Raw genomic sequence first — 23,178 nt, 5'->3', positions numbered from 1 at the left:
CGCTGGTCAGGGCTTTTTTCTCGATCACTTCAAATCGTTACATCGTCTCGCGCGGTTTCGCGAGCAAGGCCAGCAAAGTCAGCACGGCTGCCGCAGACAAGTAATAACCCACGTATGCCAAGCCATAGGTCTTGGCCAGCCACGTGGCGACATACGGCGCCAACGAGGCACCAAAAATACCCGCCAGGTTGAACGCCAGCGATGCGCCCGTGTAACGCACGGCGGTGGGAAACATCTGCGCCAGCACCGTGCCCAGCGGCCCGTACGTGATGCCGACGATGCACATGCCCACCACCATGAACAGCATGCCGCTCTGCGCGAACAACGGTGCGTAGGCAATGCCGAAGACAAAGATCAGCACCGTCGCCAGCAACATGACGAAACGCCCGCCACGCCTGTCCGCCAGCCACGCCGAAAACGGAATGAACAACGCGAAGAACAATACCCCGACCATCTGCACGATCAGGAACGCTTCGCGCGAATAGCTCAGCCTGGACGTCGCCCAGCTCAACGCAAACACCGTCATCAAGTAGAAGATCACGAACGTCGCCAACGACACGAAGGTGCCTGCCACAAGCGCACCCGGGTGTTGCGTGAGCACGTTGAGCATCGGCACTTTCACCCGCTCATGCTTGGCCATCGCCTGCGCGAATGCCGGCGTTTCGGTCAAGCGCAGGCGCATCCACAGGCCGATCAGCACCAGCGCCGAACTGGCCAGGAACGGCACGCGCCATCCCCATGCGAAAAACGCCGCATCGCCCATTTTTTCCGTGATCCAGAGAAACAGGCCGGTTGCCGCAAGAAAGCCAAGCGGCGCACCGAGCTGCGGAAACATGCCGTACCACGCACGCTTGCCCGGCGGTGCATTCTCGATCGCCAACAACACCGCGCCGCCCCACTCGCCGCCCAGGCCGAGGCCTTGCCCCAGCCGGCACAACGCGAGCAACGCAGGTGCCAGCAGGCCGATATGGTCATACGTGGGCAACAGGCCGATCACCACCGTGGAAACGCCCATGGTGAGCAAGGCCGCCACCAGTGTGGCCTTGCGGCCAATGCGATCGCCGAAGTGGCCGAACAGCGCCGAACCGATCGGCCGCGCGACAAACGCCAGCGCGAACGTGGCGAAGGATTGCAAGGTCGCCGTCGCGGCATCGCTTGCAGGAAAGAACAACTTCGGAAACACCAGCACCGCCGCCGTAGCGTAGATGTAGAAATCGAAGAACTCGATGGTGGTGCCGATCAGGCTGGCAAACAGGACCCGGCCGGGTGAATTGGCCGGCGTGGCGACGGCATCACGCATGTGTTTTGACTTCCCGGTAAGCGGAGCGCCGATTCTGCCAGACAAGCGCTCCCATAGGTTGTCATGAAACACCTTACCGCCTCATGGCCGTCATTCCCGCGAAAGCGGGAATGACGGCCATGGAGAATTCACCACGGCGAAAACCTATGCCTCGGCGCTACTTGATGTTGGGGTTCGCGTGCTGCTCACCCCAATCTACCAAATCTTCTTGCACATTCCGCCTGGCGTCGCTGCAAAAACCGCCGCACCGCGGGATCGTGTGCAAGGCCGATCGCCATCTCGTACGCATGCAAGGTTTCGTGCTCCTCGCCGATGCGCGCGCACAAGGCCGCACGCGCCGCCCAATACGGTTGATAGTCGGCCAGGCGTTTGTCGCCGGATAACATACGGATGATCGCCATGGCCGCTTCCGGTCCTTCCAACTCCGCCACCGCCAAGGCACGATTGAGCGCGACGACTGGCGAGTGCGTGAGTGCATACAACGCGTCGTAAAGCTGTACCTCCGGCGACCAGTCGCCACGCCCGGAACGTTGGCGCTCGATGTGCGCCGACTGCAACGCGGCCTCCAATTGATAGCGGCCGATGCGGCCGAACGTGCTTGCCCGCTGCAACAAAGTTTCGGCTTCATCGATCATGCCGGTATCCCACAGGCGCGTGTCCTGCTCGGCCAGCGGCACGTACTCGCCGTCCTTGCTGCGACGTGCGCGACGACGGGCTTCGGTGTACAGCATGCCGGCGAGCAAGCCGAGCGTCTCCGGTTCCTGCGGCAACAGCTCCGCCTGCAGGCGTGCGAGAAAGACGGCTTCTTCTACCAAGTCACGGCGCGTCAAGTCGGCGTCGTCCGGCTCGCTCCAGCCTTCCGCATACGTGGCATAGATCGCCGCCAGCACGGCTTCCAGCCGTTCGTTCCATGCATCGCGCTCGGGAATGGCGAAGGGAATGCCAGCTTCGCGAATTTTTTGCTTGGCGCGGCTCAAGCGCCTGCCCATCGCGTCGGGCGAGACCAGAAACGCCGAGGCGATGGTTTTTGCCTCCAGGCCCAGCACGGTCTGCAGCATCAGCGGCGCGCGGATGTTCACGTCGATGGCCGGATGCGCGCAGGCGAACAGCAAACCAAGGCGGCGATCCGGAATGGATTCGTCCTCCTGCGTGTCTACGCATTCGGCATGCATATCCGCGATCGCCTGCAATTGCACCGAGGCCGCCTCGCCGCTGCGTCGCCGCCGTGCGCCATCGATGCCTTTGCGGCGCGCCACCGTCATCAGCCACGATTCCGGATTGTCGGGGCAGCCATGCGCTGGCCAATCCGCCAGCGCGGCGGCGAAGGCTTCCGACAAGGCATCCTCGGCCGCCGACACATCACGCATGTCGGCGGCAAGGTACGCGAGCAGCTTGCCGTAGCTGCGGCGCGCTACGTCATTGGCGGCTGCCCGCGCTTCATCGGTCACGCCGCGCTGCTCCCCGGCATGGCCCATACCGGGCGCACCTCGACCACGCCGTGGCTGGCCGTGGGGCAGCGGGCCGCCCAGCCCAGTGCCGCATCCAGGTCGTCGGCCTCGATCAGGTAGTAGCCGGCGAGTTGTTCCTTGGTTTCCACATACGGTCCATCCAGCACCTGCGACTTACCGTTGGCGAGCCGCACGGTGGTTGCCGTGGCGGTGTCCTGCAAACGGTTGGACCCCACCCACGCGCCGGCTTTTTTCAGAGCTTCCGTATAGGCGGTGTAGGCCGCGCCTTGATGCGCCTTTTCGTCATCGGACATGCGGTGCCAGGCGCTTTCTTCGACAAACAGCATCAATAGGTATTGCATGGATATTCTCCGTCGGGTTGGAGCGGGCAACATGCACCGCCACTCCGATGACGCGCGAACCGGCGCCGATCGGACATCCTCGCGCAGCATAGCCAGCCCATCCTTGGCCAGCACACCGCAAAGAGCAACCAAATGGTTGCATGAAGCCCTGCGCGGAGACTAATATGCAACCAGGAGGTTGCCCATGAACACATCGACAGATCGCATCGAACGACAGATCCATATCAAGGCCCCGCGCTCGAAAGTGTGGCGTGCCTTGGCGAATGCCGAATCCTTCGGCGAATGGTTCGGCGTCGCACTGAAAGGAAAACAGTTCGTGGCCGGTGAGCCCTGCGAGGGAAACGTCACCTACCCCGGCTACGAGCACCTGACCTGGAACGTGACCGTGGAACGCGTCGAACCGGAACGCCTGCTTTCCTTCCGCTGGCATCCGTACGCCGTCGATCCCAATGTGGATTACTCACAGGAACCCACCACCCTGGTCAGCTTCGAACTGGAGGAAACCGCCGATGGCACGCTGCTACGCCTGGTGGAATCGGGCTTCGGCCAGCTCCCCGCACATCGCCGGCTGGAAGCCTTCCGCATGAACAGCGGCGGCTGGGATCAGCAGATGACCAACATCGACACTTATGTCGCTTCGCACTAGCGCTTCGGCACGCAACGCCGCCGCGAAATTTCCATTGCTGCGCAAGGCCGTGCCGGTCTTCGCGGCATTGGGCGACGAAACGCGCCTGCGCCTGATCGCCCTGCTCTGCGCCGGCAGCGCGCTGTCCATTGCCCAACTGACAGCCGGCACCGACGTCACTCGGCAAGCAGTTACCAAGCATCTGCGGGTGCTTGCCGACGCAGGCCTGGTGCGCGATCTTCGCCAGGGGCGCGAGCGCCTGTGGGAATTGCAGGCCTCACGCCTGGACGAGGCACGCCGTTCGCTCGAGGTGATTGCCGAGCAATGGGACCAGGCGCTGCTGCGGTTGAAAGCGACGTTGGAGCAATAGCAGTTTCTTACTGCATCACTTGCGGCTGCTTGCGCGGCCGGTGTGCCGGCCTTGCCCGCGCGTACCGCCCAAGCGCCGCCTCCACCCGCGCCTGGAAGGCCAGCGATCCCAGGGCACGCTGCTGCTGGATGTACATGCGGATGTCGCGCAACACCTCCGGCTCGATATCCAGCTCAAATGATTGGCGATACGCGCGCATGCATTGCTCGAGGTATTTGCCGAGCGCGAGATATCTGGCATGCGGAACGATCATGGGATCAGGCAGGCCGAGCGCGTTACAGGCGTAGCTGGACCACGCATAGGCCGATGGCTCGCCCACCAACCCTGCGCGTACCGGATTGAGCTCGATGTAGCGTTGGCAGACCAGCAGATAATCGTCGCCGATCAAGCAGGATTTGAAACGCCCCTCCCATAGCGTGCCTGTTCGATGATACGTGGCATTGAAGTAGCTCACGTAGTTGCGGCCGATGGCCTGCATCATGTGCGCGAGCGCACCCACGTGCGAGGGTGTCACCAGCAGGTGCACGTGATTGGGCATCAGCGCGTAAGCGTGCACGGCGCAATCCCAACGCGAACTGGCATGCAGCAATTGCACCAGATAGCAGCGGTAATCCGCCGGACTGTAAAAACATGCGTGCCCATCCTGCCCGCGCTGGATGATGTGCTGTGGCACGCAGGCAAGATCGAACCGTGGCGATCGTGGCATCGTGTAGCCTCCATGCGGCGATGCGTGTGTTAGGTCGCGTGATTGAAGATGTCGCCCTGTTGCTTCGAGACCGTGGCACGCGAAAGCGTCGCGTTATTCTGCGAATGTGCGTGGATCGAAATCGAATAAGCGCCTGCCTCACGACATGACCGAAGCAGGTTGGTGCAGAAGCTGTGCAGCTAGCCTTATCGCGCCGCAGTGAAAAGGCCGTGACGGCAAAGGCACAATGTGACGCAGCGCAAACGGGGACAGGTCGGCTTAACAGGGACAGGGAAAGAGACTGGCGCACACCAGCTCAGTAATATTCCCCCAACGCGGAAAACTTCGGGGAACGGCATGCCCAAGACCATGCGCACGATGCGTTTGTTGGCCGGCTGGCTCACCGTGGCCTTGTTCTTGCTGTTCGGCTCGTCATGGGTCGGCAACATCGGCAGCCCATGGGCTGCCCTCGCCCTGTTCGCATGGTTGTTCCTGGTGATCGTATGGGTTGCCTTCGGCGTCGTGCACGAGGCAGAAGAACTGGCGCATATGCTGGGTGAACCGCTCGGCACGCTGGTGCTGACGCTATCCATCGTGATCATCGAAGTGGTGCTGATTTCCGCCGTGATGCTCGGCTCCAGCGGCAGTTCCACCTTGGCTCGCGACACCATGTATGCGGTGCTGATGATCGTGCTCAACGGCGTGGTGGGGCTCAGCCTTTTGCTCGGCGGCTTTCGCCATTACGAGCAGACTTACAACTTGAAAGGCGCGTCGGCGTATCTGTCGGTAATCATTCCGCTGACCATCATCGCGCTGGTGCTGCCTAACTTCACCACGTCCACGCCCGATGGCTCATTGGCCCGGCCACAGTCCTTGGCCTTCTCGCTGCTCACCATCGCCTTGTACGGCGTCTTTCTTTGGCTGCAGACGGGACGGCATCGCGGCTATTTCGTCACCGCTGACAAGCCAATCGATACCGAACACGACACGCAGCGGCCCGCCGCCACGACCACCGACACAAAGTCGTTGTCGCTGCACTTCGGCCTGCTGCTGTTGAATATCCTGCCCATCATCATTCTGTCCAAGAGCCTGGCGAAAATTCTCGACTATGGCATCGACGTCGCGGGCGCGCCCAAGGCGCTGGGCGGCATCATCATCGCCATCCTGGTGTTCGCACCGGAAGGCATTTCCGCCTTGATTGCCGCGCGCGCGGACCGGTTGACGCGCGCCATCAATCTTTGCCTGGGCTCTGTCGCTTCGACACTGGGGCTGACCGTGCCCGCCGTGCTCGCCATCAGCCTCTACACCGGCCAATCCGTGCTGCTCGGCGTACCGCCATCAAGCATCGTGATGCTGATGGCCACGCTGATCCTCAGCGCCATGACGTTTTCAAATGCGCGCACCACCATGCTGGAAGGTGCGGTGCATCTGTCACTGTTCGCTGTGTTTGTCGTGCTGGTGTTCAGTCCGTGAGGACGGCCATGGGGTTACGCGTCCAAATACTCAGCCGCGAAAGAGCAGATAAACCGCGCTGTATGGCACGCGCACTTCCGCATTGACATGTGCAGCATCGCAGCCTGTAGCAGGGGCCACGCCGCCCTCGGTGCGCGTACGCACGATGTACTGCACACTCGCCATTTCGCCGTTGCCGCTATGCGACTTGGCGTGCAGCACCAGCCATGCGACCGCCCCCGCATCCGGTGAAGGCGACGCGTTCAACGTCTCGCCCACCACCACGCTACCGTCCGCAGCTTGCCAGCTCGGCCCGGCGAAATGCTTGCCGATGAGATGACCCTTGGCGTCGCTCAAGGTTGCGTCCGGCCCTTTCAACGTCCACGCATAACGGTTGCTGGCGGCCTTGCAGCTGTAGATCTGCACGCCTTTGGCGAACGCTTCGATGGCATGCGGTTTGGCTGCCGGCTCTTGTGCATGGATGCCGCCTGCGAACGTGGCTAATGCGAAAAGCAAAGAGGTCCGTAATTTCTGCATGGTGTTCTCCTGATGAGTTTCGTCAAGCCAGGCAAGGATAAGCGGCGATTGTGTTGATTGTGCTGCACGGTGCATTACATGAACCGTTGCCAGCGACACCGACCGACTCATCATCAACGCGCGTGGCGTTTGGCATAGACTCCGGCCACGGTTGTCCACCGCAAAACTCACCATTGCGGCGCATTTTGTTGCGATGACCATCTTCGCACGCACCCCGGTATGGCCCGATGCATGCGACACACATTGCGTAGTGAGGAGGGTAAGTAGATGACTCGCACCCCGCTATATCGGCAGCTTGCTGCCCTGGCCATTGCCGTGGCGGTGATCGCGCCATGCATGCCGGCCCAAGCGCAGTACCGCCGCCCCGACCGTGGCTGGCATCGGCCACCGCCACCACCGCCGCCGCGCTGGGATAACCGCCACCGTCGTGGCAACGACAATGCCGGCGTAGCCATCGCTGCCGGCCTGCTCGGCGTCGTGGCTGGCGCCGTGCTCGCCAACTCCGCCGCCGCTGCCTCGCAGCCACCTCCGGGCGTGGTCTACCAGTCGTCCGCACCACCGCCGCCGCCACCGCCCGGCGTGGTCTATTACGACAACAGCTACGCGCCGCCTCAGGGTTATGCGCCGGCCCAGGGATATTGATCTGCCCGCATCCAGCCATTTAAGGCAACACTCATGCATCGGAGCGTCCCATCATGAACAAACTTTTCAGCAAGGCTGCCTTACCCGTCGCGCTCTCCCTGGCCCTGCTTGGCGGCACCACCATGGCGCAGAGTACGGCACCGGCTTCGACCCCGTCGTCCAGCACGGCACCGGCTGCCAAGAAATCGCACATGCAGCGGCGCATGGACGAAGTGGAACAACAGATCAACGACCTGCACGAAGAGCTTGGCATCACGGATGCCGAGTCGAGCCAGTGGAACGCGTATGCCCAGGTCATGCGCGACAACGCGCAAAACACCGGCAAAGCTTTGCACGAACGCCATCAGAAAATGGAAAGCATGAGCGCGGACGATTCCATGAAATCCTATGCTCAACTTGCCCAGCTCAATGCGGACAACATGCAGAAACTGTCGTCCGCTTTCACGTCGCTGTATGCCGTGCTCTCGCCGGAGCAGAAACAGACCGCCGACGAGCTGTTCCGCAATCGTCCGCCGAAACAGCGAATGGGCGGGCATAGAGAGCACGAGGGCAAGCCGGCCAGCGCTTCATCGACGTCCGGCGGCTGATCCGCCGTTTCGCATCACGCATGCAAGGCCGGAGGTGCCACAGCCTCCGGCATTTTTTTGCAAACGTAACCACCTATGATCTACCGCACCACCCCTCAAGCATCTGCCGGGCATACGTCGACATCTATACGTTCGCTCAGGAGGAAGTATGGCTTCCTCTGTTGCGATGCAGTTATGCAGCCTGCTTTGGAAAATCGATGCCGCGCATGGCGTGGATTACGATGCGGTTGCAAAGATGTTGGCGGAAGCGAAGCGCAGGGCTGGCAGGATAGACGTGCTTGGCGTGGGCGAGCTTGCATAGCTATTACTGAATTCCGGCTTTCGCCGGAATGACGGCCGTGAGCTGGCGTCACTGCCAAGGCAGCCTGCGCAACAAAACCCGGCTGTATACTGCCGCCATGCACAACCGCACCGATTCACTTGTTCCGTCGCTGTTCGATGCTGTCACCCGCGACGGCTTTGCTTTCGCCACAGCGGATGTCATGCAGCCGCTATTGCAAACATCGGGCGAGCTGTCGGATTGGGAGGCTTTCACTGCCAGCTGGAACCGCCTCGGCCCCGATCCTTACCTTGCCGCGACCGGACGGCAGCGGCGCAGGCGCCACGCCACATTTGTCGCCAACGCCCACGGCAGCGTCGAGCCTACCCTGCATCAACCGCATTACCAGGCGCTGCAATACAACCAGCTGCAAGGCAATATCGAACGCTGGTTCGAGCCGATCGATCCTGCCATCGCGAACGGCCAAAGCATGCGCACCATTCTCGCCTTCTGCAATGGTTTCTTCAGCTCGCTCGCGTCCACCGTCGCAAACTGGCAGGTGGAAGTGCATCAGTTCCGCATCGAGGCAAGCTCCGATTCGGCAGGCGAACCCACACCCGAAGGCAGTCATCGCGATGGCGTGGATTTTGTGCTGGTGCTGCTGATCGATCGCCACAATATCGCCAGCGGCACCACCACGATCCACACACCAGACGGCAAGCCGCTCGGTGATTTCACCCTCACCCACCCGTTCGACGCCGCACTGATCCACGATCCGCGCGTGTTCCACGGCGTCACGCCGGTAACGCCGATGGTACCGGGCGAGCCGGCGCATCGCGACGTGCTGGTGGCGACGTTCCGGGCCAAGCCCTGATTTAACCCATAGACGCAATCGGAGTTCGGCATGACTTTTCACATAGTTGCCAAAAGCAACTATATGGTTTTAGAGTCGCGCCATGAACGCCAAGTCGATGCCACCGCAGCTTGCCCGGCAGATTGCCGCGATACGTGAGTTCAACCGCTTCTACACCGCCCGCCTCGGCCTGCTGCGCCGACGGCATCTGGATGGCGAATTTGCGCTGACGGAAGCGCGCATCCTGTACGAGGTGAGCGCACAGCCAAAGCTGACTGCCTCCGCATTGCAGGAAACCCTGGAGCTGGATGCGGGCTACATGAGCCGGCTGCTGGCGGGACTGATCCGGCGCAAGCTGATACGCCGCGTCACCTCCGACACGGATGCGCGTGAAAAACCACTGGTACTTACCGCCACCGGGCAAAAGGCTGTTGCACGGCTCAATCAGCAATCCATGCGGCACATCCGCGACATGCTCGTGCATGTGAGTGCGGCCGATCGCGATGCCTTGGTGGCATCGCTTGCGGGTGTTCGCAGTTTGCTTGAAGACCGTGCGCAACCTTTGCGCATCGTTCGCCTTGCCGAGGTCAACGATGATGCGCTTGCCATCATCCACGAATACTACGAAGCCGTGCACGTGGTGCAGCGGGACAAACCCGGCGGCATCCAGAAGCTGATCGACACGCCTGCTTCAGGCATATGGCTGGCGTATCTGGCCGATGAAGTAGTGGGCTGCGTCGTACTGCGTAAGTTGGCGAAACCGCGCGGCGCCAGCGAATGCAAGCGCCTTTATGTGAAACCCGGCGCGCGCGGAAAACATATCGCCGACAAGCTGCTCGATGCCCAGGAAGCGTTTGCCCGTGCCGAGGGCGTGCAATGGATCTATCTCGACAGCTACGATGATCTGAAAGCCGCCATTGCGTTGTACGAAAAGCGTGGGTACCAGCATTGCAAGCGCTATAACGACAACCCGCAGGCAACGGTCTTTATGCGCAAGTACCTCGGAAACGATCGTACCCCGCCATAAAAATAGGAACTTCTCACGGCAGTCATTGCCGCGAAAGCGGGAATGACTGCCCGGATAGCATTCATGCCGTTGGATATCAGGCACCAAGCCACCCTCACCCCCGACGGCGCGACTTCCATGCATCGATCCGCTGCTTGATGTACCGATCGTAATCGTCCCCTGTCGCCAGCTTCGCAATACCCGGCCGCGCACCCGGCGCCGGATCGGGCATCGGCAAATGCCCGGCGAGTTCCGCATACACCTGCTGCAGATGCGAGGGTTTGTTCGCCGAAGGATTCATACCCTTCGACTGCGGCACTGCCACACCGGACAGCGGGTCATCCGTGCGTGGCGTGCCCAGGCTGAGCACCGCGCTCACATCCGGTGCGGCGGCATCACGCGCCGTCAGCGCCGGCAAGCCCCAGCGCAATTCCACCGTCTTCAAAATCGACGTGTGGTCGAACGGCGTGGCGCCCGATGCACGGAACACCGTACCCGCCGGAATCCATGGCGAGATCAACAGCGCCGGCACGCGGGGCCCGAAGCGCTTGAAATCAAAACCGTATTCGCCGGCCGTGCTGTCCGGCGGCACCGCATTGGCGGGCGGCGCGACGTGGTCATAACAGCCGCCATGTTCGTCATAGATGACGATCAACAGCGTTTGATTCCACAGCGGGCTACGACGCAGCGCGTAGTAGACGTCATGGATGAACTGCTCGCCGAGCGCGACGTCGTAGTTCGGATGCTGGCTGTTGCCCTTCGAACCCCAGCTCGGCTCAAGAAAGCTGTACGACGGCAATGAACCGTTCGCCGCATCCGCTTGGAAATCCGTGAACTGCCCGAAATACGTCTCGGCCAGGTTGGTAATGTCGGTGAAGGTATGCCGTGTCAGCGGCTCGGCGTTGTAACCGTAGATTTTCCAGCTGACGTCCTTCTGGCTGAGCGCGGCATAGATGGTGGGCGCGGTGAAGGTCTTGGTCTTGTCGTCCAGGTGGCCTTGCGAGGTTGCCGCGTGCACGAACGCGCGATTGGGCAGCGTTTCCGTCGGCACCGACGCGTACCAGTGATCGCACACCGCAAAGCCACGCGCCAGCGCGGAAAGCACCGGCAAGGTTTGCGGTGTGTGCATGCCCATGATGTCGTTGGCGGTGGTGCCCGGCAGGATGGAATAGCCTTTGCTCTTCGACTCCCAACTCAAGGTGTAGGCGAAATTGGTGACGAAGCCATGCTGGGTCGCCACCGGCGGTATCGGCGCGGTGTTGCTGCCGAACAACTGCGAGTTCGTGGCGGTGTAACCTTCGCCGGGATCGGCGCCTGGCATGAAATACGTGCTGCTGGTACCGCCCTGTATCTTGAATACAGAGACCGGCTTGCCATTGGCATCGGGGTTCGACTCATTGCCGGTGAGCCCTTCGTACGCTTGTCCGGCCAGCGAAACATTGCCCGCATCGGCATACAGAAAACCGAGCATGTGATCGAACGAGCGGTTCTCCAGCATCAATACGACAATATGGTTGATCGCGGACAACGCCTTGCCGGAAGTCGCCATGGCATGCAGCCTCGTGTGTGAAGGAAATGTCATGGTGCGTCGCAAGCGCCCATGACCGCCGCTACCTTAGTCAATCGTGATGACAGTTTTCCGCCAATGGCGTCGACGATTCACACGCGATCCAGATACGGCGCCAGCATGTTGGTCAGCCATTCCATGAACACTTGCACGCGTACCGACAGGTTGCGCCGTTGCGCATACAGCAGCGACACCGGCATCGGCTCGGCTTCGTATTGCGGCAACACTTCCACCAGGCCACCGGAACGCAGCAAATGCGCAACGCCCGCGCGCGGCGTCTGCGTGATGCCCAAGCCGGCAGCGCAGCCGCTGGCATAAGCTTCGACACTGTTGACGGTAAGCACGCCATGCATGGGCACGTAGCGGCACTCGCTGCCTTCCATGTATTCAAAACCCGGCGGCCGCTGCCCCAGCACGGACACGTAGTGGATCAGCCGGTGATGGGCCAGATCCTCCAGCGTTTGCGGTACGCCATGTTCCGCCAGATAGGCCGGGCTGGCGCAATTGACGATGCGGTACTGGCCCAGCGGCCGCATGATCAGGCTGGAATCGGTCAGCGTGCCTACGCGTACCACGCAATCGAAACCTTCCGCCACCACGTCGACGCGACGATCGCTGCAGCTCAGTTCCACCTGGATGCCTGGATGCTCGCGCAGGAATTGCGGCAGGTGTTCGATCACATGTTTGGCGACGCCGCTGTTCGTATCCACGCGCACGCGTCCGCACAGCGCTTGCGGGCCTTGCTGGAACATCGTGCTCAATTCATCCAGGTCTGCCAGCACGTCCTTGCAACGCTCGTAGAAACGCTGGCCGTCTTGCGTCAGCTGCACGCGGCGTGTCGTACGGTGCAGGAGTTGCGTGCCGAGCTGCGCTTCCAGCTGTTGCACGGCTGTGGACGTACTGGCCTTGGGCAGGCCCAGGCTGTCGGCCGCCCTGGTGAAACTGGCCAGTTCAGCCACCCGCGCGAAGATGCGCATGGCCTCGATCCGGTTCATCGTCTGCCTCGCCCGATTGTTCGCCAATTACGAACACAGCACTCATGATCGGACGATTTATGCGCCGAGTACAGATCAATATCCTGCTCGCCATTGGTTACTTCGCTTCCCTCCAAGGAGACCACCCATGAGCACGAACCCTCCCATTGCCCTGATCACTGGCGGCAGCCGCGGCCTCGGCAAGAACATGGCGCTGAAGCTGGCCGGGCACGGCACCGACGTGGTGCTGACCTATCGCTCCAACCAGGCCGAGGCGGAGGCCGTGGTCGAAGCGATCCGCAAGCTCGGCCGCCACGCGGTCGCGTTGCCGCTGGACGTAGGCAAGGCATCTACGTTCGCCGCTTTCGCCGGACAGTTGCGCGCCGCGCTGAAAGACCATTGGCAGCGCGATCGCTTCGACTATCTGGTCAACAACGCCGGTATCGGCATCCATGCCAGCTTTGCGGACACTACCGAAGCGCAGTTCGACGAACTGATGAACATCCACCTGAAGGGCGCGTTCTTCCTCACCCAGGCACTCCTGCCGCTGATTGCAGATGGCGGACGCATCCTCAACGTCTCCAGCGGCCTGGCCCGCTTCGCATTGCCCGGCTATTCGGCATATGCGGCGATGAAGGGCGGGATCGAAGTGTTGACGCGCTATCTTGCCAAGGAATTGGGCCCGCGCCGCATCGCCGTCAACACGCTGGCGCCCGGTGCGATCGAAACCGATTTTGGCGGCGGCACCGTGCGCGACAACGCGGATGTGAATGCTTTCGTCGCGTCGCAGACGGCGCTGGGGCGCGTGGGTTTGCCGGACGACATCGGCGGCGTGGCGGCGATGTTGTTGTCCAAGGAAAGCGGATGGATCAACGCGCAGCGGATCGAAGCATCCGGCGGCATGTTTGTGTGAGGACATAACTCCATGACCGTCATTCCGGCGAAGGCCGGAATCCAGTTAAACATGCTGTGCGAAGCACACAACACAAAGAAGTTATATGTCCTTCGGACGCATATTCGACTGGATTCCGGCTTGCGCCGGAATGACGCTGAGGCAATTACCCGCCTCGCAGGAACGTCTGTTGTTCCTTCGTTGACGAAGCGCGTGCATCCCAATCGGTGTACCTTCCCTCTCCTGACACCAAGAGGGATCCAACCGTGGTCAGCAACAGCCCATCGCACACCGTACCCAGCCGCGAACAGGCGCTGCACGCGCTCTATGAGGCGGCCGAGCTCGAACACTGCCTGATGTGCACGTACCTTTATGCGGCCTTCTCGCTGAAGTCCGCGGTGGAGGAAGGCGTCACGGCGGAGCAGCTCGAAGCGATCAAGCGCTGGAAGCACAGCATCCTGCAGGTGGCGATCGAGGAAATGGGCCACCTGATGTCGGTGTGGAACATCACGGTGGCCTTGGGTGGCGCGCCGCGCGTGGGACGCTCGAATTTCCCGCTCGATCCGGGTTATTTGCCGGCCGGTGTGGTGGTGAAGCTGGCGCCGTTCAACATGACCACGTTGCAGCATTTCATCTACCTGGAGCGCCCGGCCGGTTCGGCCGAACCCGATGGCGCCGGCTTCGAGCCCGAACGCCAGTTCGTGCGCGGCGCAAGCGGCCCGCGCCTGACGCCGATGGGCCTCAACTACGACACCGTCGGCGAGTTCTACCAGACCTTGGGCAATGGCTTGCGCCGGCTGGTCGAAGCACACGGCGAAAGCGGTGCGATGTGCGGCAATCCGGACTTGCAGTTGAGCAGCGCGGAAATATCGCTGCCGGGTGCGAAGAAGGTGATCTGCCTGAAGACGGCGCTGGCCGCGTTCGAATCCATCATCACCCAAGGCGAAGGGGCGCAGGAGAACACCGAGAACTCGCACTACCAGCGCTTCGCGGCGATACGCGCGGAATACCAGGCGCTGCTCGCGGCGGATCCTTCCTTCAAACCGGCCTTCCCTGCTGCGACCAATCCGGTGCTGCGTCGGCCGCCGCGTCCCGAAGGCCGCGTGTGGCTGGAAGATCCGGACGCCATCGCCACGGTCGATCTGGCCAACGCTGCCTACGGCCTGATGCAGCGGCTGCTCGCGTATACCTACGCGGTGCCATCACCCGATCCGGACAAGTGCCTGTCGCTCGATCTGGGCATTGGCCTGATGCGCGCGCTGGCGCCGCTGGCCGAACGTGCTGCGCGGCTGCCGGCAGGGCCATCGAATCCGGAGTGCCATGCCGGTGTCTCATTCATCACCTTGCGCGATACCGCGCCCCTGCCACCCGGCCCGAGCGCACGCCGTTTCTTTCGCGAGCGGCTCCAGCAATTGACGGAAGCGGCGCAACGCATGGCCGCGTCGGGCGATCCGCGCACCGTTGCCGCCGCATCGGTATTTGCGGGCCTTTTGCAGCAGGCCGAGCAGGGTTTCGATCTCGATCGGCCGGCGCCATCGGCCGCAGCACCTGCACCCGCTGCATCGACGCCCACGCCGGCTGCACCGCCATCCACCGTGCAAGACGGCATCGAGCAAGTGGAGGGCGAGAAACTCACGCTGCAATTCGAAGCCAAGCGCTGCATCCATGCGCGCTTCTGCGTTACCGGTGCGCCAAAGGTGTTTCTTGCCAACGTGCAAGGGCCTTGGCTTCAACCCGATGCCATGGACGTGGAACGGCTGGTCGACATTGCGCACGCCTGCCCGTCCGGCGCCATCCAATACCAGCGCCGCGATGGACGGCCGGACGAAACCGCGCCGCCTGTGAATCTGGCCGCCACACGCGAGGCGGGCCCCTATGCGTTTCGCGGCGATCTGCGCCTGAGCGGAAAACAGGCCGGCTTCCGCGCCACGCTGTGCCGCTGCGGCGCCTCCAAGAACAAGCCCTTCTGCGATGGCTCGCACCACGACATCGGCTTTGCCGCCAGCGGCGAACCGGCAACCGACAGCTCGGCCGCTGCGCTGGACGTACGCGATGGTCCACTGCAGATCGATCCGCAAATGAACGGCCCGCTGCGCGTGCGCGGCAACCTGGAAATCGTCAGCGGCACCGGCCGCATGGTGTCGCGCGTCACCGGCACGTACCTGTGCCGCTGCGGACACAGCCAGAACAAGCCGTTCTGCGACGGCAGCCACGCCAAGGTCGGGTTCACCGCCGACGGGGCGTGATCACTCTTCCTCTTTGCAGCGTTGGTTGTCCTCGCCGGTGTCGTTCAGAGCGTCGCCACTGTCGTTGGTATCCTCCAGGCGCTGCGGCGGACCGCGACGCTTGTGCGGGTCGTAGGGTTCGCCGGCTTCGCGGCGGGGGGATTCTTCACGCGGGTTAGTGGGCATGGTGGGCTCCTTTCGCTGGTGCGCGATCACTATCTGGCTTGCGCAAGGAACGCTTGGTAACGATGGCGTCAAGAATGTGTACAACCCCTTGCTGGCGTGATCTGCCCCTCCCCTGCGGCAGTAGGGAGGGAACCGCATCTGGCGAAGCTGAGATTCAACGCTAATCAGGTGCAGGAGCAGGAACGGACTCCCTGCGGAAGCGCATGGTCCCCCTCCCCCTTTAGAATGGCGCCCTTGTATCCATCCGATGAGGGCAATTCGTGGTCATCCATCCCAAGGTTCGCGGCTTTATCTGTGTCACGGCGCATCCGGTCGGCTGCGAGAAGAACGTGCTGGAACAGATCGGCATCACCAAGGCCAAAGGCGCTGCCGCCAACGGCCCCAAGCGCGTGCTGGTGATCGGCGCATCTACGGGATACGGCCTGGCCTCGCGCATCACGGCGGCCTTCGGTTTCGGCGCGGCCACGCTGGGCGTGTTCTTTGAAAAGCCCTCCAGCGACAGCAAGCCCGGCACCGCCGGCTGGTACAACTCGGCCGCGTTCGACAAGCTGGCCAAGCGCGCAGGGCTGTATTCGCGCTCGATCAATGGCGATGCGTTCTCCAACGAAACGCGCGAACGCGCGATCGAGTTGATCAAGAATGAAATGGGCGGCCCGATCGACCTGGTGATCTATTCGCTGGCCTCGCCCGTGCGCAAACTGCCCGATAGCGGCGAAGTGGTGCGCTCCACACTCAAGACGATCGGCAAGCCGTTTACGGCATCGTCGGTGGACACCAACAAGGACGCCGTGGTGCAGGTCACCGTCGAGCCGGCCAATGAGCAGGAGATCAAAGACACCGTCGCCGTGATGGGCGGCGAAGACTGGGCGCTGTGGATCGATGCGCTGAGCCAAGCCGGCGTGCTGGCCGATAACGCAAGCACCGTTGCCTACAGTTACGTCGGCACCGAAATCACCTGGCCGATCTACTGGCACGGCACCATCGGCCAGGCCAAGCAGCACCTGGACGACACCGCGCAAGCCCTCAACCAGCGCTACGCCGCGCAGCACCTGCACGCGTACGTCGGCGTGATGAAGTCGGTGATCACGCAGGCCAGCTCGGCCATTCCGGTGATCCCGCTGTACATCTCCATGGTGTTCCGCATCATGAAGGACAAAGGCATCCACGAAGGCACCATCGAACAAGCCAACCGCCTGTTCCACGACGTGCTCTACCGCCAGGACGGCACGCCGCCGCCCACCGACGACGAAGGCCGCCTGCGCCTGGACGACTGGGAAATGCGCGACGACGTGCAGCAGGCGTGCAAGGCATTATGGCCGCAGGTCAACACGGAGAACTTGTGGGAGTTGACCGATTACGCCGGCTACAAGCAGGAGTTCCTGCGCTTGTTCGGCTTTGGCCTGAAGGATGTCGATTACAATGCCGATGTGAATCCGGATGTAAGTTTCGACGTGGTGCAGATGTAACGCGCCATCCTTAATGGCCGTCATTCCCGCGAAGGCGGGAATCCATTTTTGGAACGCATCAGAGCAAATGGATTCCCGCTTTCGCGGGAATGACGGCTCCCGGTATATGGCGGTTGCCGGGACACTACTGCTTACCCATAAAAAAGGCCGGCTTTCGCCGGCCTTTTTCGCATCACCGCATGATGCCTGTGTGCCCCAGCGAATACCGCCCAGGCTGCGGCCACACCGCCAGCCCGTGCGGCTCCATGCCGACCTTGATGATCTTCACCTTGCCGGTCGCGGTATCGAACGCATACACCACGTCGTCGAAACGGCCCGACAGCCACAGCCACTTGCCGTCCGCCGTGACGTTGCCCATGTCGGGGCTGCCACCGCCCGGGATCGGCCAGTTGGCCACCACCTTGCGCGTGGCAAAATCGATCACCGACACGCTGCCCGGACCACCGCGCGGACCATGCACCTTGTTGGAACCACGGTTGGCCACGTACAGCCTGGTGCCGTCGCGGCTGGGATACAGGCCATGCGTGCCGATGCCGGTCTTGATGAAGCCGATCTGCTTGAAGCTGTCACCATCGATCAGGTACACGCCATCGGCCATCATGTCGGCGACGTAGAACACCTTGCCGTCAGGCGATACACGAATGTCCTGCGGCATGCCGTGCTTGTTGAGCAGCAGGTAGCCGAGCACCTTGCGGTTGACCATGTCGATCTTCACCAGCTTGCCGCCGAACTCGCAGGTGAAAATGGCGTACTTGCCGTCGATCGAGAAATCCGCATGGTTGATGCCCTTGCATTCCGGTGCGGGCAAGCGGGAAATCAGCGCCATGGTATGCGGATTGCGAAAATCGAGGCGCGCGAAGGCTTCGGCCACCACGATCGCTTCCTTGCCGTCCGGCGTGAAATACATGTTGTACGGATCGTCCACCGGGTCGGCCTTGCCCGGCTTGCCGGTCTTCGGATCGATCGGGGTGAGGCTGCCATCGTTGCGGCCTTCGGCGTTATTGGTCACCCACAAGGTTTTCAAATCCCACGACGGCACCACGTGCTGCGGACTGCGGCCGACCGGAAACTTGTCCACCACCGTGAACGTGCTCGGATCGATCACGTACACATCGTTCGAGCGCAGGTTCGGCACATAGATGCGCGGCAGATCGCCCTTCACCACCGGGCTGAACATGTTGTAGCCGGCGTTGCTGTACATATTGCTGGGGTTGGTCACCGGCGGCATGCCCGGCACGGTTTGCACCGTTTGCGCCGCAACTGTGGCAGTGACACCCAAGCCGGCCAACATCACGCCGGCACGCAAGGCAAGACGCACAAAACGATCACATTTCACGGCAGATTCCCGTATTTGAAGAGAACAACGATTTATTTCCCATGACGCGTTTCAACGCCCCGCCGTTTCCTGGCGAATGGCATCGACCGTGCGCGAAACTATAGCATCCACGCCCAGTTGGCCGAGCTCCGCACTGGAACGCCGAGGATCGCCGCCGTACACGCCATCGGCTGAGCCCGGCTTGGATGCATGGCGCAATGCATTCGCGCGCACCATCTGCGGTGCGACCGCCAGTTGCAGCGAGGTATCGGCCAGGCCGGCGTGCGTGCCGATCTCATCGTCACGATAACCGCGCTGGCGCAGCAGTTGGGCATAGCCATCGGAAGAGGTTTCGTAATACGCCGCCGGCAGGATCGCCCGCGCATGCGTGCCCGCCCAGGTTTTGTTGAGATGGGCCACCACCTGCTTCAGGTCTTTCTGATAGCCGCCGTGATCGCCCAGAAACACGATGTTGCGAAAACCGTGCACGGCAAAGCTGTTGGCGGCCGATTCGAGCATTTTCTCGAATACGTCATCCGGAATGGTGATGGTGCCCGGAAAGCGCATGTGCGACGTCGGCGGCGCATAGCCGCCTTCCGGTACGTAAGCGACCACCGGCGCCACGAGGGCATTGCCGAGTTTCTGCGCGATTCGGGCGGCAAGGACTTCCACGCGCACGTTGTGCTTGCCCACCGCGACATACGGACCGCTCTGCTCCGTGCCGCCGATGGGAATGATCACGGTGGTCTTGCCGGCGTGGATCTGATCACGCAGCTCGGTCCAGGTGAGATCCTGCAACTGAACCGTGGAAGGTCCCTGCGCGAACGCAACTTGTGCCGCGACGACAAGGACGACAGACGCAAGCATGCGTCGGAGAAAAACGTGGCGCTTGGTCATGAGGCTGTGCGAGAAAGGGATGTGAAGAACGACGGCACATATGGTTGCACGCCGTTGACGTCTTCGCATCCCTTTGACATCACTTGCCCGCGTTTTGCCCTATTCGGTCGCGCTCATTCGCTCTCCTGGGGTATCGCCCGCCGGAAGATTTCCTCCCAGTAGGCCATGCGTTCGGAATACGCTTCGCGCACCGACTCGGGCTGATCGTTCTGCAGGCTGCGCACGTGCGTGATCGGCAGGGTAGCCGAAGCCATCTGCCGCCACGCATCGGCGGCGGCTCTCAAGTGGGAATGGGACGCCAGGAGCGCAGCGATCACCTGCTGGTCCACCATTTGCTGCGCGCTGAGCGCCATCAATCCTTCCAGCGCAATGTCGGTACGCTCGGAGAGGAACGCGACGGCCTCGCCCCAGTTATTGAAACTGACTTCCATGGGCGACTCCTCGGTTCTGGGAGACAGTCACAGCCTAGGGGGACGCCGATCAATTCTGTGTAGGCAACGCGGCGATGTGAATGAATCTGTTCACACAAGTTAGCCGGCATGCACAAGCACGACCGCGTAACGTCGGCGCTTCACTTCGAGGTAACGAACATGCAAGACCAGACATTGGCCAACGGCAGAAAGCCGGGTTCATCCGACCGGAATGAAAAAGAAGTTGCGCGGATGGATCATGACGCGCAGAAGCAGCGCGACCAAAAGACTGAGCAAGGCGTGGAAGAGAAGGACAAGGACGCGCGACGGCAGATGGGCATCGAGCATCCGGGGGCATATTGCCTTAAAAACATCCCCTCTCTGCGTGGAGAGGGGACGTTGGCTGGATGAAATCCCAGCATGCCTGCGGCCGGCATTTATGCGGAAGCGCCGTCCCGGCGGAGGCCTGGGCGACGGCTCGGTAGCGTTGAGTTTGCCGGCAAAAATGTCAGCATCCGATAAGAGCAGAGAACATTTTCCCGGACACCAGTGCGCAAAAGCGGGAATGACGGCAATCAGGTTGCGAACCAGCACTGGGAATCAGGCAGCTTCCGCTTGGCCCAACGGCGCCCACGCATGCTCCGGGTAGTACTGCCGCATCAGCTTGTCGACGTAGGCAACCAGATTGGGCCGGCCCACCACCGCATCGCGCAACGGCGTATCGAAGAACGGCGTAAGAATCGACGCCAGCATGGCGAATGCCGTCGCATCCACCGCACTCAAGCGGTCGCCCACCAGATAAGGTTTCTCGCCCAGCAAGGTAGCGACCGCATCGATGGAACGCACGCCCAGGGCCGCAATTTCCGCTGCCGAATGCCGGCCGATGCCATGGCTGCGCAGGTCGGCGTCCCTGCGCGTTTGCATTTCGCGGCGCAACTGTTCGCGTTGTTCCTCCGGCGCGCCATTGGCGAAGTTTGCCGGACCCTTGGCAAAGTTCTCCGGCACGATCCAGCGGAACCACACCATCGCGAAATAAAGGTGATCTTCCAGCATCCGCTCGATCGCCCAGGACTCCGCACGCTGGCGCGCATCCAGGCCTTCATCCAGATCCACGCCGTACTTGCGTTCGATATGCGCGCGAATGAAGGTGGAATCGCACACCACCTCGCCGGCATCCACCATGTAGGGCACCTTGCCCTTGGGCGCCTGCGGTGGCGTGGCAGATTCCCTCACGTAGGCGAGGCCCGCCATCTTCAACTGCACTTCGGTCTTGATCACGAACGGGCTGGTTTCCGGCATGCCGAAACCAGGGCGGGTGGCGTACAGCGTAATGCTGGGTGTAGTCATGTCCTTGAGGTCCACGCGGTAAGGAGCGCGTAGCGTGCGTGCCTGCTGCTGACAGCGTGTTGTCAGCAGTTGCGTGCTCCGCCTCGCCGTGCCAAGCGTGGATGGCGATGCTGGGTTCGCGTTCGCGCAGCCAACCTACGAAACCGATGCATACCACGCCAGCACGCTGGCGGGGACGAGCTTGTCCAGCGCCATGCCCACCGCGCGGCACGCATCGAGATTATCGCGCAACGCCCGCGCGTAGCGCGGATCGCGCGCTTCTGCCGCTACGTTCGCCGCCTGCCATTCGATCATGTCCAGCAAACGCTGCGACCAGTCATACAACTGATCCGTCCGTTCCGCAAAGCGTGCATGCAGCCAACTGCGCAAGGGGGCGTGCAGCGCATAGCCATACCGGTCCGCCGTGCGTCGCACGAAGGCATCCACCTCATCCCCGATGCCGCGAAACCATTCGGTATGCCCGCCAGCCGTCTCCGCCACCAACAAGGGGGCCGAGGCGCGATGCTCAGGCCAGCGTTCGATCAACAGGCGTTCCAGGCGGCGCGCCTCGCGCAGCTGCCCGGTCTCCACCAACAATCCCTGTTCCAGATCGAACAACGCAAAAAAACGCGGATGGAAGCTGCGGAATCGCTGAACCGGGGCCTGCGTAAAACCTATCTTGGTCAGGTCTTCGCCCAGCGACGGCAGCACGTAGACGAACGTTCGTCCGCCACGCACCGGATCGGGCAAATCCCAGTCACCCCATGTTTCGTGCTCGCTCAAACCTGCCTGCCCCATCATTGCCACGGCGCTCGACGATGGCGTCCCGGCACGTAATACTGCAACGTAAAGCAGTAGGGGAATACCATTTTGAACGGCACACCTGCCAATGGCAGCCTGGCCTGCGTAGGCATAGGCATGACGCTGGGCTCTCACCTCTGCCCGCGCGCCCGCAGCTACATCGAACAGGCGGATGTGGTGTTCGTCCTGGTCTCCGACGGCATCATCGAGCTATGGCTGCAGGGCATGAACAAGGACGTGCGCAGCCTGCAACCCTATTACCGGGAAGGTATGTCGCGGATGAAGACTTACCGGCAGATGGTGGCAGCCATGTTGGCCGAGGTGCGCACCGGCAAGCGCGTCTGCGGTGTGTTCTATGGCCATCCCGGCGTATTCGCATGGGTTCCGCACAAGGCCATCGAGACGGCGCGCGGCGAAGGTTTTCCGGCCCACATGGAACCGGGCATTTCCTCCGAAGATTGCCTCTACGCCGACCTGGGCATCGATCCCGGCGCGCGCGGCTGCCAGCACTACGAAGCCAGCCAGTTCATGCTTTACCGGCGTTGTATCGATCCAAGCGCGTGGCTGATCCTGTGGCAGATCGGTATTGCCGGCGACCAGACACTCAAGCGCTTTTCCACCGGCGAAGCCCATCGGCAGGTGCTGGTCGACGTGCTTGCGCGGCATTACCCACTGGACCACCAGGTGGTCATCTACCGCGCCGCCACCCTGCCCTTCGAATCACCGCGCATCCTGCGCCTACCGCTTGGAAGGCTGCCGCCAGCAGAAGTAGGCATGGCCGACACCCTGGCCATTCCACCGGCCCGGCCGCTGGAAGCCGACGACGAGATCCGTACCCGCCTGGCGGCCCTGGCCTGAAAGCGGTCATTCCGATGCACGAATAGTGGCAAATACGCCTGACGCGTTAGCTTGTTTCGATATCGCCACGCGTGCTCCCGGCGCGCGATATGATGGACTACCGCTCGTGTCCAGGAACGATGACGGCGGCCTATA

26 protein-coding genes are annotated in these 23,178 nt (G+C 62.1%); 13 read left to right on the top strand and 13 right to left on the bottom strand.

Features of this window, described 5'->3' with window-relative positions:
* Window positions 1-37: 37 nt before the first annotated feature.
* The 3 genes from V7M64_RS05215 to V7M64_RS05205 all read right to left on the bottom strand — a co-directional run bounded on the left by V7M64_RS05215 (window position 38) and on the right by V7M64_RS05205 (window position 3,110).
* Window positions 38-1,300 carry an MFS transporter gene (locus tag V7M64_RS05215; protein ID WP_333677546.1) on the bottom strand — a complete coding sequence of 421 codons (1,263 nt, stop codon included), beginning with the start codon at window positions 1,298-1,300 and terminating at the stop codon, window positions 38-40.
* A 185-nt stretch (window positions 1,301-1,485) separates the two neighbouring features.
* Window positions 1,486-2,775, bottom strand: coding sequence for a DUF6596 domain-containing protein (locus tag V7M64_RS05210; RefSeq protein WP_333677545.1), 1,290 nt, complete (start codon window positions 2,773-2,775; stop codon window positions 1,486-1,488).
* Window positions 2,745-3,110: a YciI family protein gene (locus V7M64_RS05205; RefSeq protein WP_333677544.1), complete on the bottom strand. Its 366-nt coding sequence runs from the start codon at window positions 3,108-3,110 to the stop codon at window positions 2,745-2,747. The genes V7M64_RS05210 and V7M64_RS05205 overlap by 31 nt, the downstream gene beginning before the upstream one ends.
* A gap of 184 nt (window positions 3,111-3,294) precedes the next feature.
* On the opposite strand from V7M64_RS05205, the gene V7M64_RS05200 reads away from it, so the two are divergent.
* Together V7M64_RS05200 and V7M64_RS05195 are read left to right on the top strand one after the other, a co-directional pair.
* On the top strand, window positions 3,295-3,756 hold the full coding sequence (locus V7M64_RS05200) for an SRPBCC family protein (RefSeq protein ID WP_333677543.1): 462 nt from the start codon (window positions 3,295-3,297) through the stop codon (window positions 3,754-3,756).
* On the top strand, window positions 3,740-4,105 hold the full coding sequence (locus tag V7M64_RS05195) for a metalloregulator ArsR/SmtB family transcription factor (RefSeq protein ID WP_333677542.1): 366 nt from the start codon (window positions 3,740-3,742) through the stop codon (window positions 4,103-4,105). The genes V7M64_RS05200 and V7M64_RS05195 overlap by 17 nt, the downstream gene beginning before the upstream one ends.
* Before the next feature lie 7 nt (window positions 4,106-4,112).
* Here the strand turns inward: V7M64_RS05195 and V7M64_RS05190 are convergent, their stop codons facing one another.
* Window positions 4,113-4,811 (bottom strand): transposase, encoded by a 699-nt coding sequence (locus V7M64_RS05190; RefSeq protein WP_333677541.1) that lies wholly within the window; start codon window positions 4,809-4,811, stop codon window positions 4,113-4,115.
* A gap of 336 nt (window positions 4,812-5,147) precedes the next feature.
* On the opposite strand from V7M64_RS05190, the gene V7M64_RS05185 reads away from it, so the two are divergent.
* Window positions 5,148-6,263: a calcium:proton antiporter gene (locus V7M64_RS05185; protein ID WP_333677540.1), complete on the top strand. Its 1,116-nt coding sequence runs from the start codon at window positions 5,148-5,150 to the stop codon at window positions 6,261-6,263.
* Between the two features lie 30 nt (window positions 6,264-6,293).
* On the opposite strand, the gene V7M64_RS05180 is transcribed toward V7M64_RS05185, so the two are convergent.
* Window positions 6,294-6,779, bottom strand: a complete 486-nt coding sequence (locus V7M64_RS05180; RefSeq protein WP_333677539.1) for a DUF3455 domain-containing protein — start codon at window positions 6,777-6,779, stop codon at window positions 6,294-6,296.
* A 267-nt stretch (window positions 6,780-7,046) separates the two neighbouring features.
* Between V7M64_RS05180 and V7M64_RS05175 the strand changes: the two genes are divergently transcribed.
* From V7M64_RS05175 to V7M64_RS05155, 5 genes are all read left to right on the top strand, one after another.
* Window positions 7,047-7,421, top strand: a complete 375-nt coding sequence (locus V7M64_RS05175) for a hypothetical protein (RefSeq protein ID WP_333677538.1) — start codon at window positions 7,047-7,049, stop codon at window positions 7,419-7,421.
* 53 nt (window positions 7,422-7,474) lie between these two features.
* The gene (locus V7M64_RS05170; protein ID WP_333677537.1) at window positions 7,475-8,008 is read left to right on the top strand and encodes a Spy/CpxP family protein refolding chaperone; all 534 of its coding nucleotides are present in this window, start codon (window positions 7,475-7,477) and stop codon (window positions 8,006-8,008) included.
* 148 nt (window positions 8,009-8,156) lie between these two features.
* Complete coding sequence (locus tag V7M64_RS05165) at window positions 8,157-8,309, top strand: hypothetical protein (RefSeq protein ID WP_333677536.1); 153 nt, start codon at window positions 8,157-8,159, stop codon at window positions 8,307-8,309.
* A 97-nt stretch (window positions 8,310-8,406) separates the two neighbouring features.
* Window positions 8,407-9,141: a 2OG-Fe dioxygenase family protein gene (locus V7M64_RS05160; protein ID WP_333677637.1), complete on the top strand. Its 735-nt coding sequence runs from the start codon at window positions 8,407-8,409 to the stop codon at window positions 9,139-9,141.
* 82 nt (window positions 9,142-9,223) lie between these two features.
* A complete protein-coding gene (locus V7M64_RS05155) occupies window positions 9,224-10,147 on the top strand; it encodes a helix-turn-helix domain-containing GNAT family N-acetyltransferase (protein WP_333677535.1) in 924 nt (307 codons plus the stop codon).
* A gap of 94 nt (window positions 10,148-10,241) precedes the next feature.
* Here the strand turns inward: V7M64_RS05155 and V7M64_RS05150 are convergent, their stop codons facing one another.
* Both V7M64_RS05150 and V7M64_RS05145 read right to left on the bottom strand, forming a co-directional pair.
* Window positions 10,242-11,675: an alkaline phosphatase family protein gene (locus V7M64_RS05150; protein WP_333677533.1), complete on the bottom strand. Its 1,434-nt coding sequence runs from the start codon at window positions 11,673-11,675 to the stop codon at window positions 10,242-10,244.
* Between the two features lie 110 nt (window positions 11,676-11,785).
* The gene (locus V7M64_RS05145; RefSeq protein WP_333677532.1) at window positions 11,786-12,688 is read right to left on the bottom strand and encodes a LysR family transcriptional regulator; all 903 of its coding nucleotides are present in this window, start codon (window positions 12,686-12,688) and stop codon (window positions 11,786-11,788) included.
* Between the two features lie 127 nt (window positions 12,689-12,815).
* On the opposite strand from V7M64_RS05145, the gene V7M64_RS05140 reads away from it, so the two are divergent.
* Window positions 12,816-13,580, top strand: coding sequence for an SDR family oxidoreductase (locus tag V7M64_RS05140; protein WP_333677531.1), 765 nt, complete (start codon window positions 12,816-12,818; stop codon window positions 13,578-13,580).
* A gap of 245 nt (window positions 13,581-13,825) precedes the next feature.
* The gene (locus tag V7M64_RS05135; protein ID WP_333677530.1) at window positions 13,826-15,805 is read left to right on the top strand and encodes a ferritin-like domain-containing protein; all 1,980 of its coding nucleotides are present in this window, start codon (window positions 13,826-13,828) and stop codon (window positions 15,803-15,805) included.
* Here the strand turns inward: V7M64_RS05135 and V7M64_RS05130 are convergent, their stop codons facing one another.
* Entirely contained in the window at window positions 15,806-15,970 is a 165-nt protein-coding gene (locus tag V7M64_RS05130) for a hypothetical protein (protein WP_333677529.1), read from the bottom strand.
* A 260-nt stretch (window positions 15,971-16,230) separates the two neighbouring features.
* On the opposite strand from V7M64_RS05130, the gene fabV reads away from it, so the two are divergent.
* Window positions 16,231-17,436, top strand: coding sequence for an enoyl-ACP reductase FabV (gene fabV, locus V7M64_RS05125; protein ID WP_333677527.1), 1,206 nt, complete (start codon window positions 16,231-16,233; stop codon window positions 17,434-17,436).
* 172 nt (window positions 17,437-17,608) lie between these two features.
* On the opposite strand, the gene V7M64_RS05120 is transcribed toward fabV, so the two are convergent.
* From V7M64_RS05120 to V7M64_RS05110, 3 genes are all read right to left on the bottom strand, one after another.
* Window positions 17,609-18,772, bottom strand: a complete 1,164-nt coding sequence (locus V7M64_RS05120; RefSeq protein ID WP_333677526.1) for a YncE family protein — start codon at window positions 18,770-18,772, stop codon at window positions 17,609-17,611.
* 51 nt (window positions 18,773-18,823) lie between these two features.
* Window positions 18,824-19,648 (bottom strand): creatininase family protein, encoded by an 825-nt coding sequence (locus tag V7M64_RS05115; protein WP_333677525.1) that lies wholly within the window; start codon window positions 19,646-19,648, stop codon window positions 18,824-18,826.
* A gap of 113 nt (window positions 19,649-19,761) precedes the next feature.
* Complete coding sequence (locus V7M64_RS05110) at window positions 19,762-20,079, bottom strand: hypothetical protein (RefSeq protein ID WP_324148766.1); 318 nt, start codon at window positions 20,077-20,079, stop codon at window positions 19,762-19,764.
* A gap of 108 nt (window positions 20,080-20,187) precedes the next feature.
* Between V7M64_RS05110 and V7M64_RS05105 the strand changes: the two genes are divergently transcribed.
* Window positions 20,188-20,469, top strand: coding sequence for a hypothetical protein (locus V7M64_RS05105; protein WP_333677524.1), 282 nt, complete (start codon window positions 20,188-20,190; stop codon window positions 20,467-20,469).
* Between the two features lie 189 nt (window positions 20,470-20,658).
* On the opposite strand, the gene V7M64_RS05100 is transcribed toward V7M64_RS05105, so the two are convergent.
* Complete coding sequence (locus tag V7M64_RS05100; RefSeq protein WP_333677523.1) at window positions 20,659-21,405, bottom strand: glutathione S-transferase family protein; 747 nt, start codon at window positions 21,403-21,405, stop codon at window positions 20,659-20,661.
* A gap of 135 nt (window positions 21,406-21,540) precedes the next feature.
* Entirely contained in the window at window positions 21,541-22,167 is a 627-nt protein-coding gene (locus V7M64_RS05095) for a GIY-YIG nuclease family protein (protein ID WP_333677522.1), read from the bottom strand.
* An 87-nt stretch (window positions 22,168-22,254) separates the two neighbouring features.
* On the opposite strand from V7M64_RS05095, the gene V7M64_RS05090 reads away from it, so the two are divergent.
* The gene (locus V7M64_RS05090; RefSeq protein WP_333677521.1) at window positions 22,255-23,043 is read left to right on the top strand and encodes an SAM-dependent methyltransferase; all 789 of its coding nucleotides are present in this window, start codon (window positions 22,255-22,257) and stop codon (window positions 23,041-23,043) included.
* The last annotated feature ends 135 nt before the right edge of the window (window positions 23,044-23,178 follow it).

The sequence above is a fragment of the Dyella sp. genome (assembly GCF_036746095.1).
In the GTDB taxonomy this organism is placed as follows: Bacteria; Pseudomonadota; Gammaproteobacteria; order Xanthomonadales; family Rhodanobacteraceae; genus Dyella_B.
Note: the sequence above shows the minus strand (reverse complement) of the source record. Positions and strands in the feature narration are given on the sequence as shown.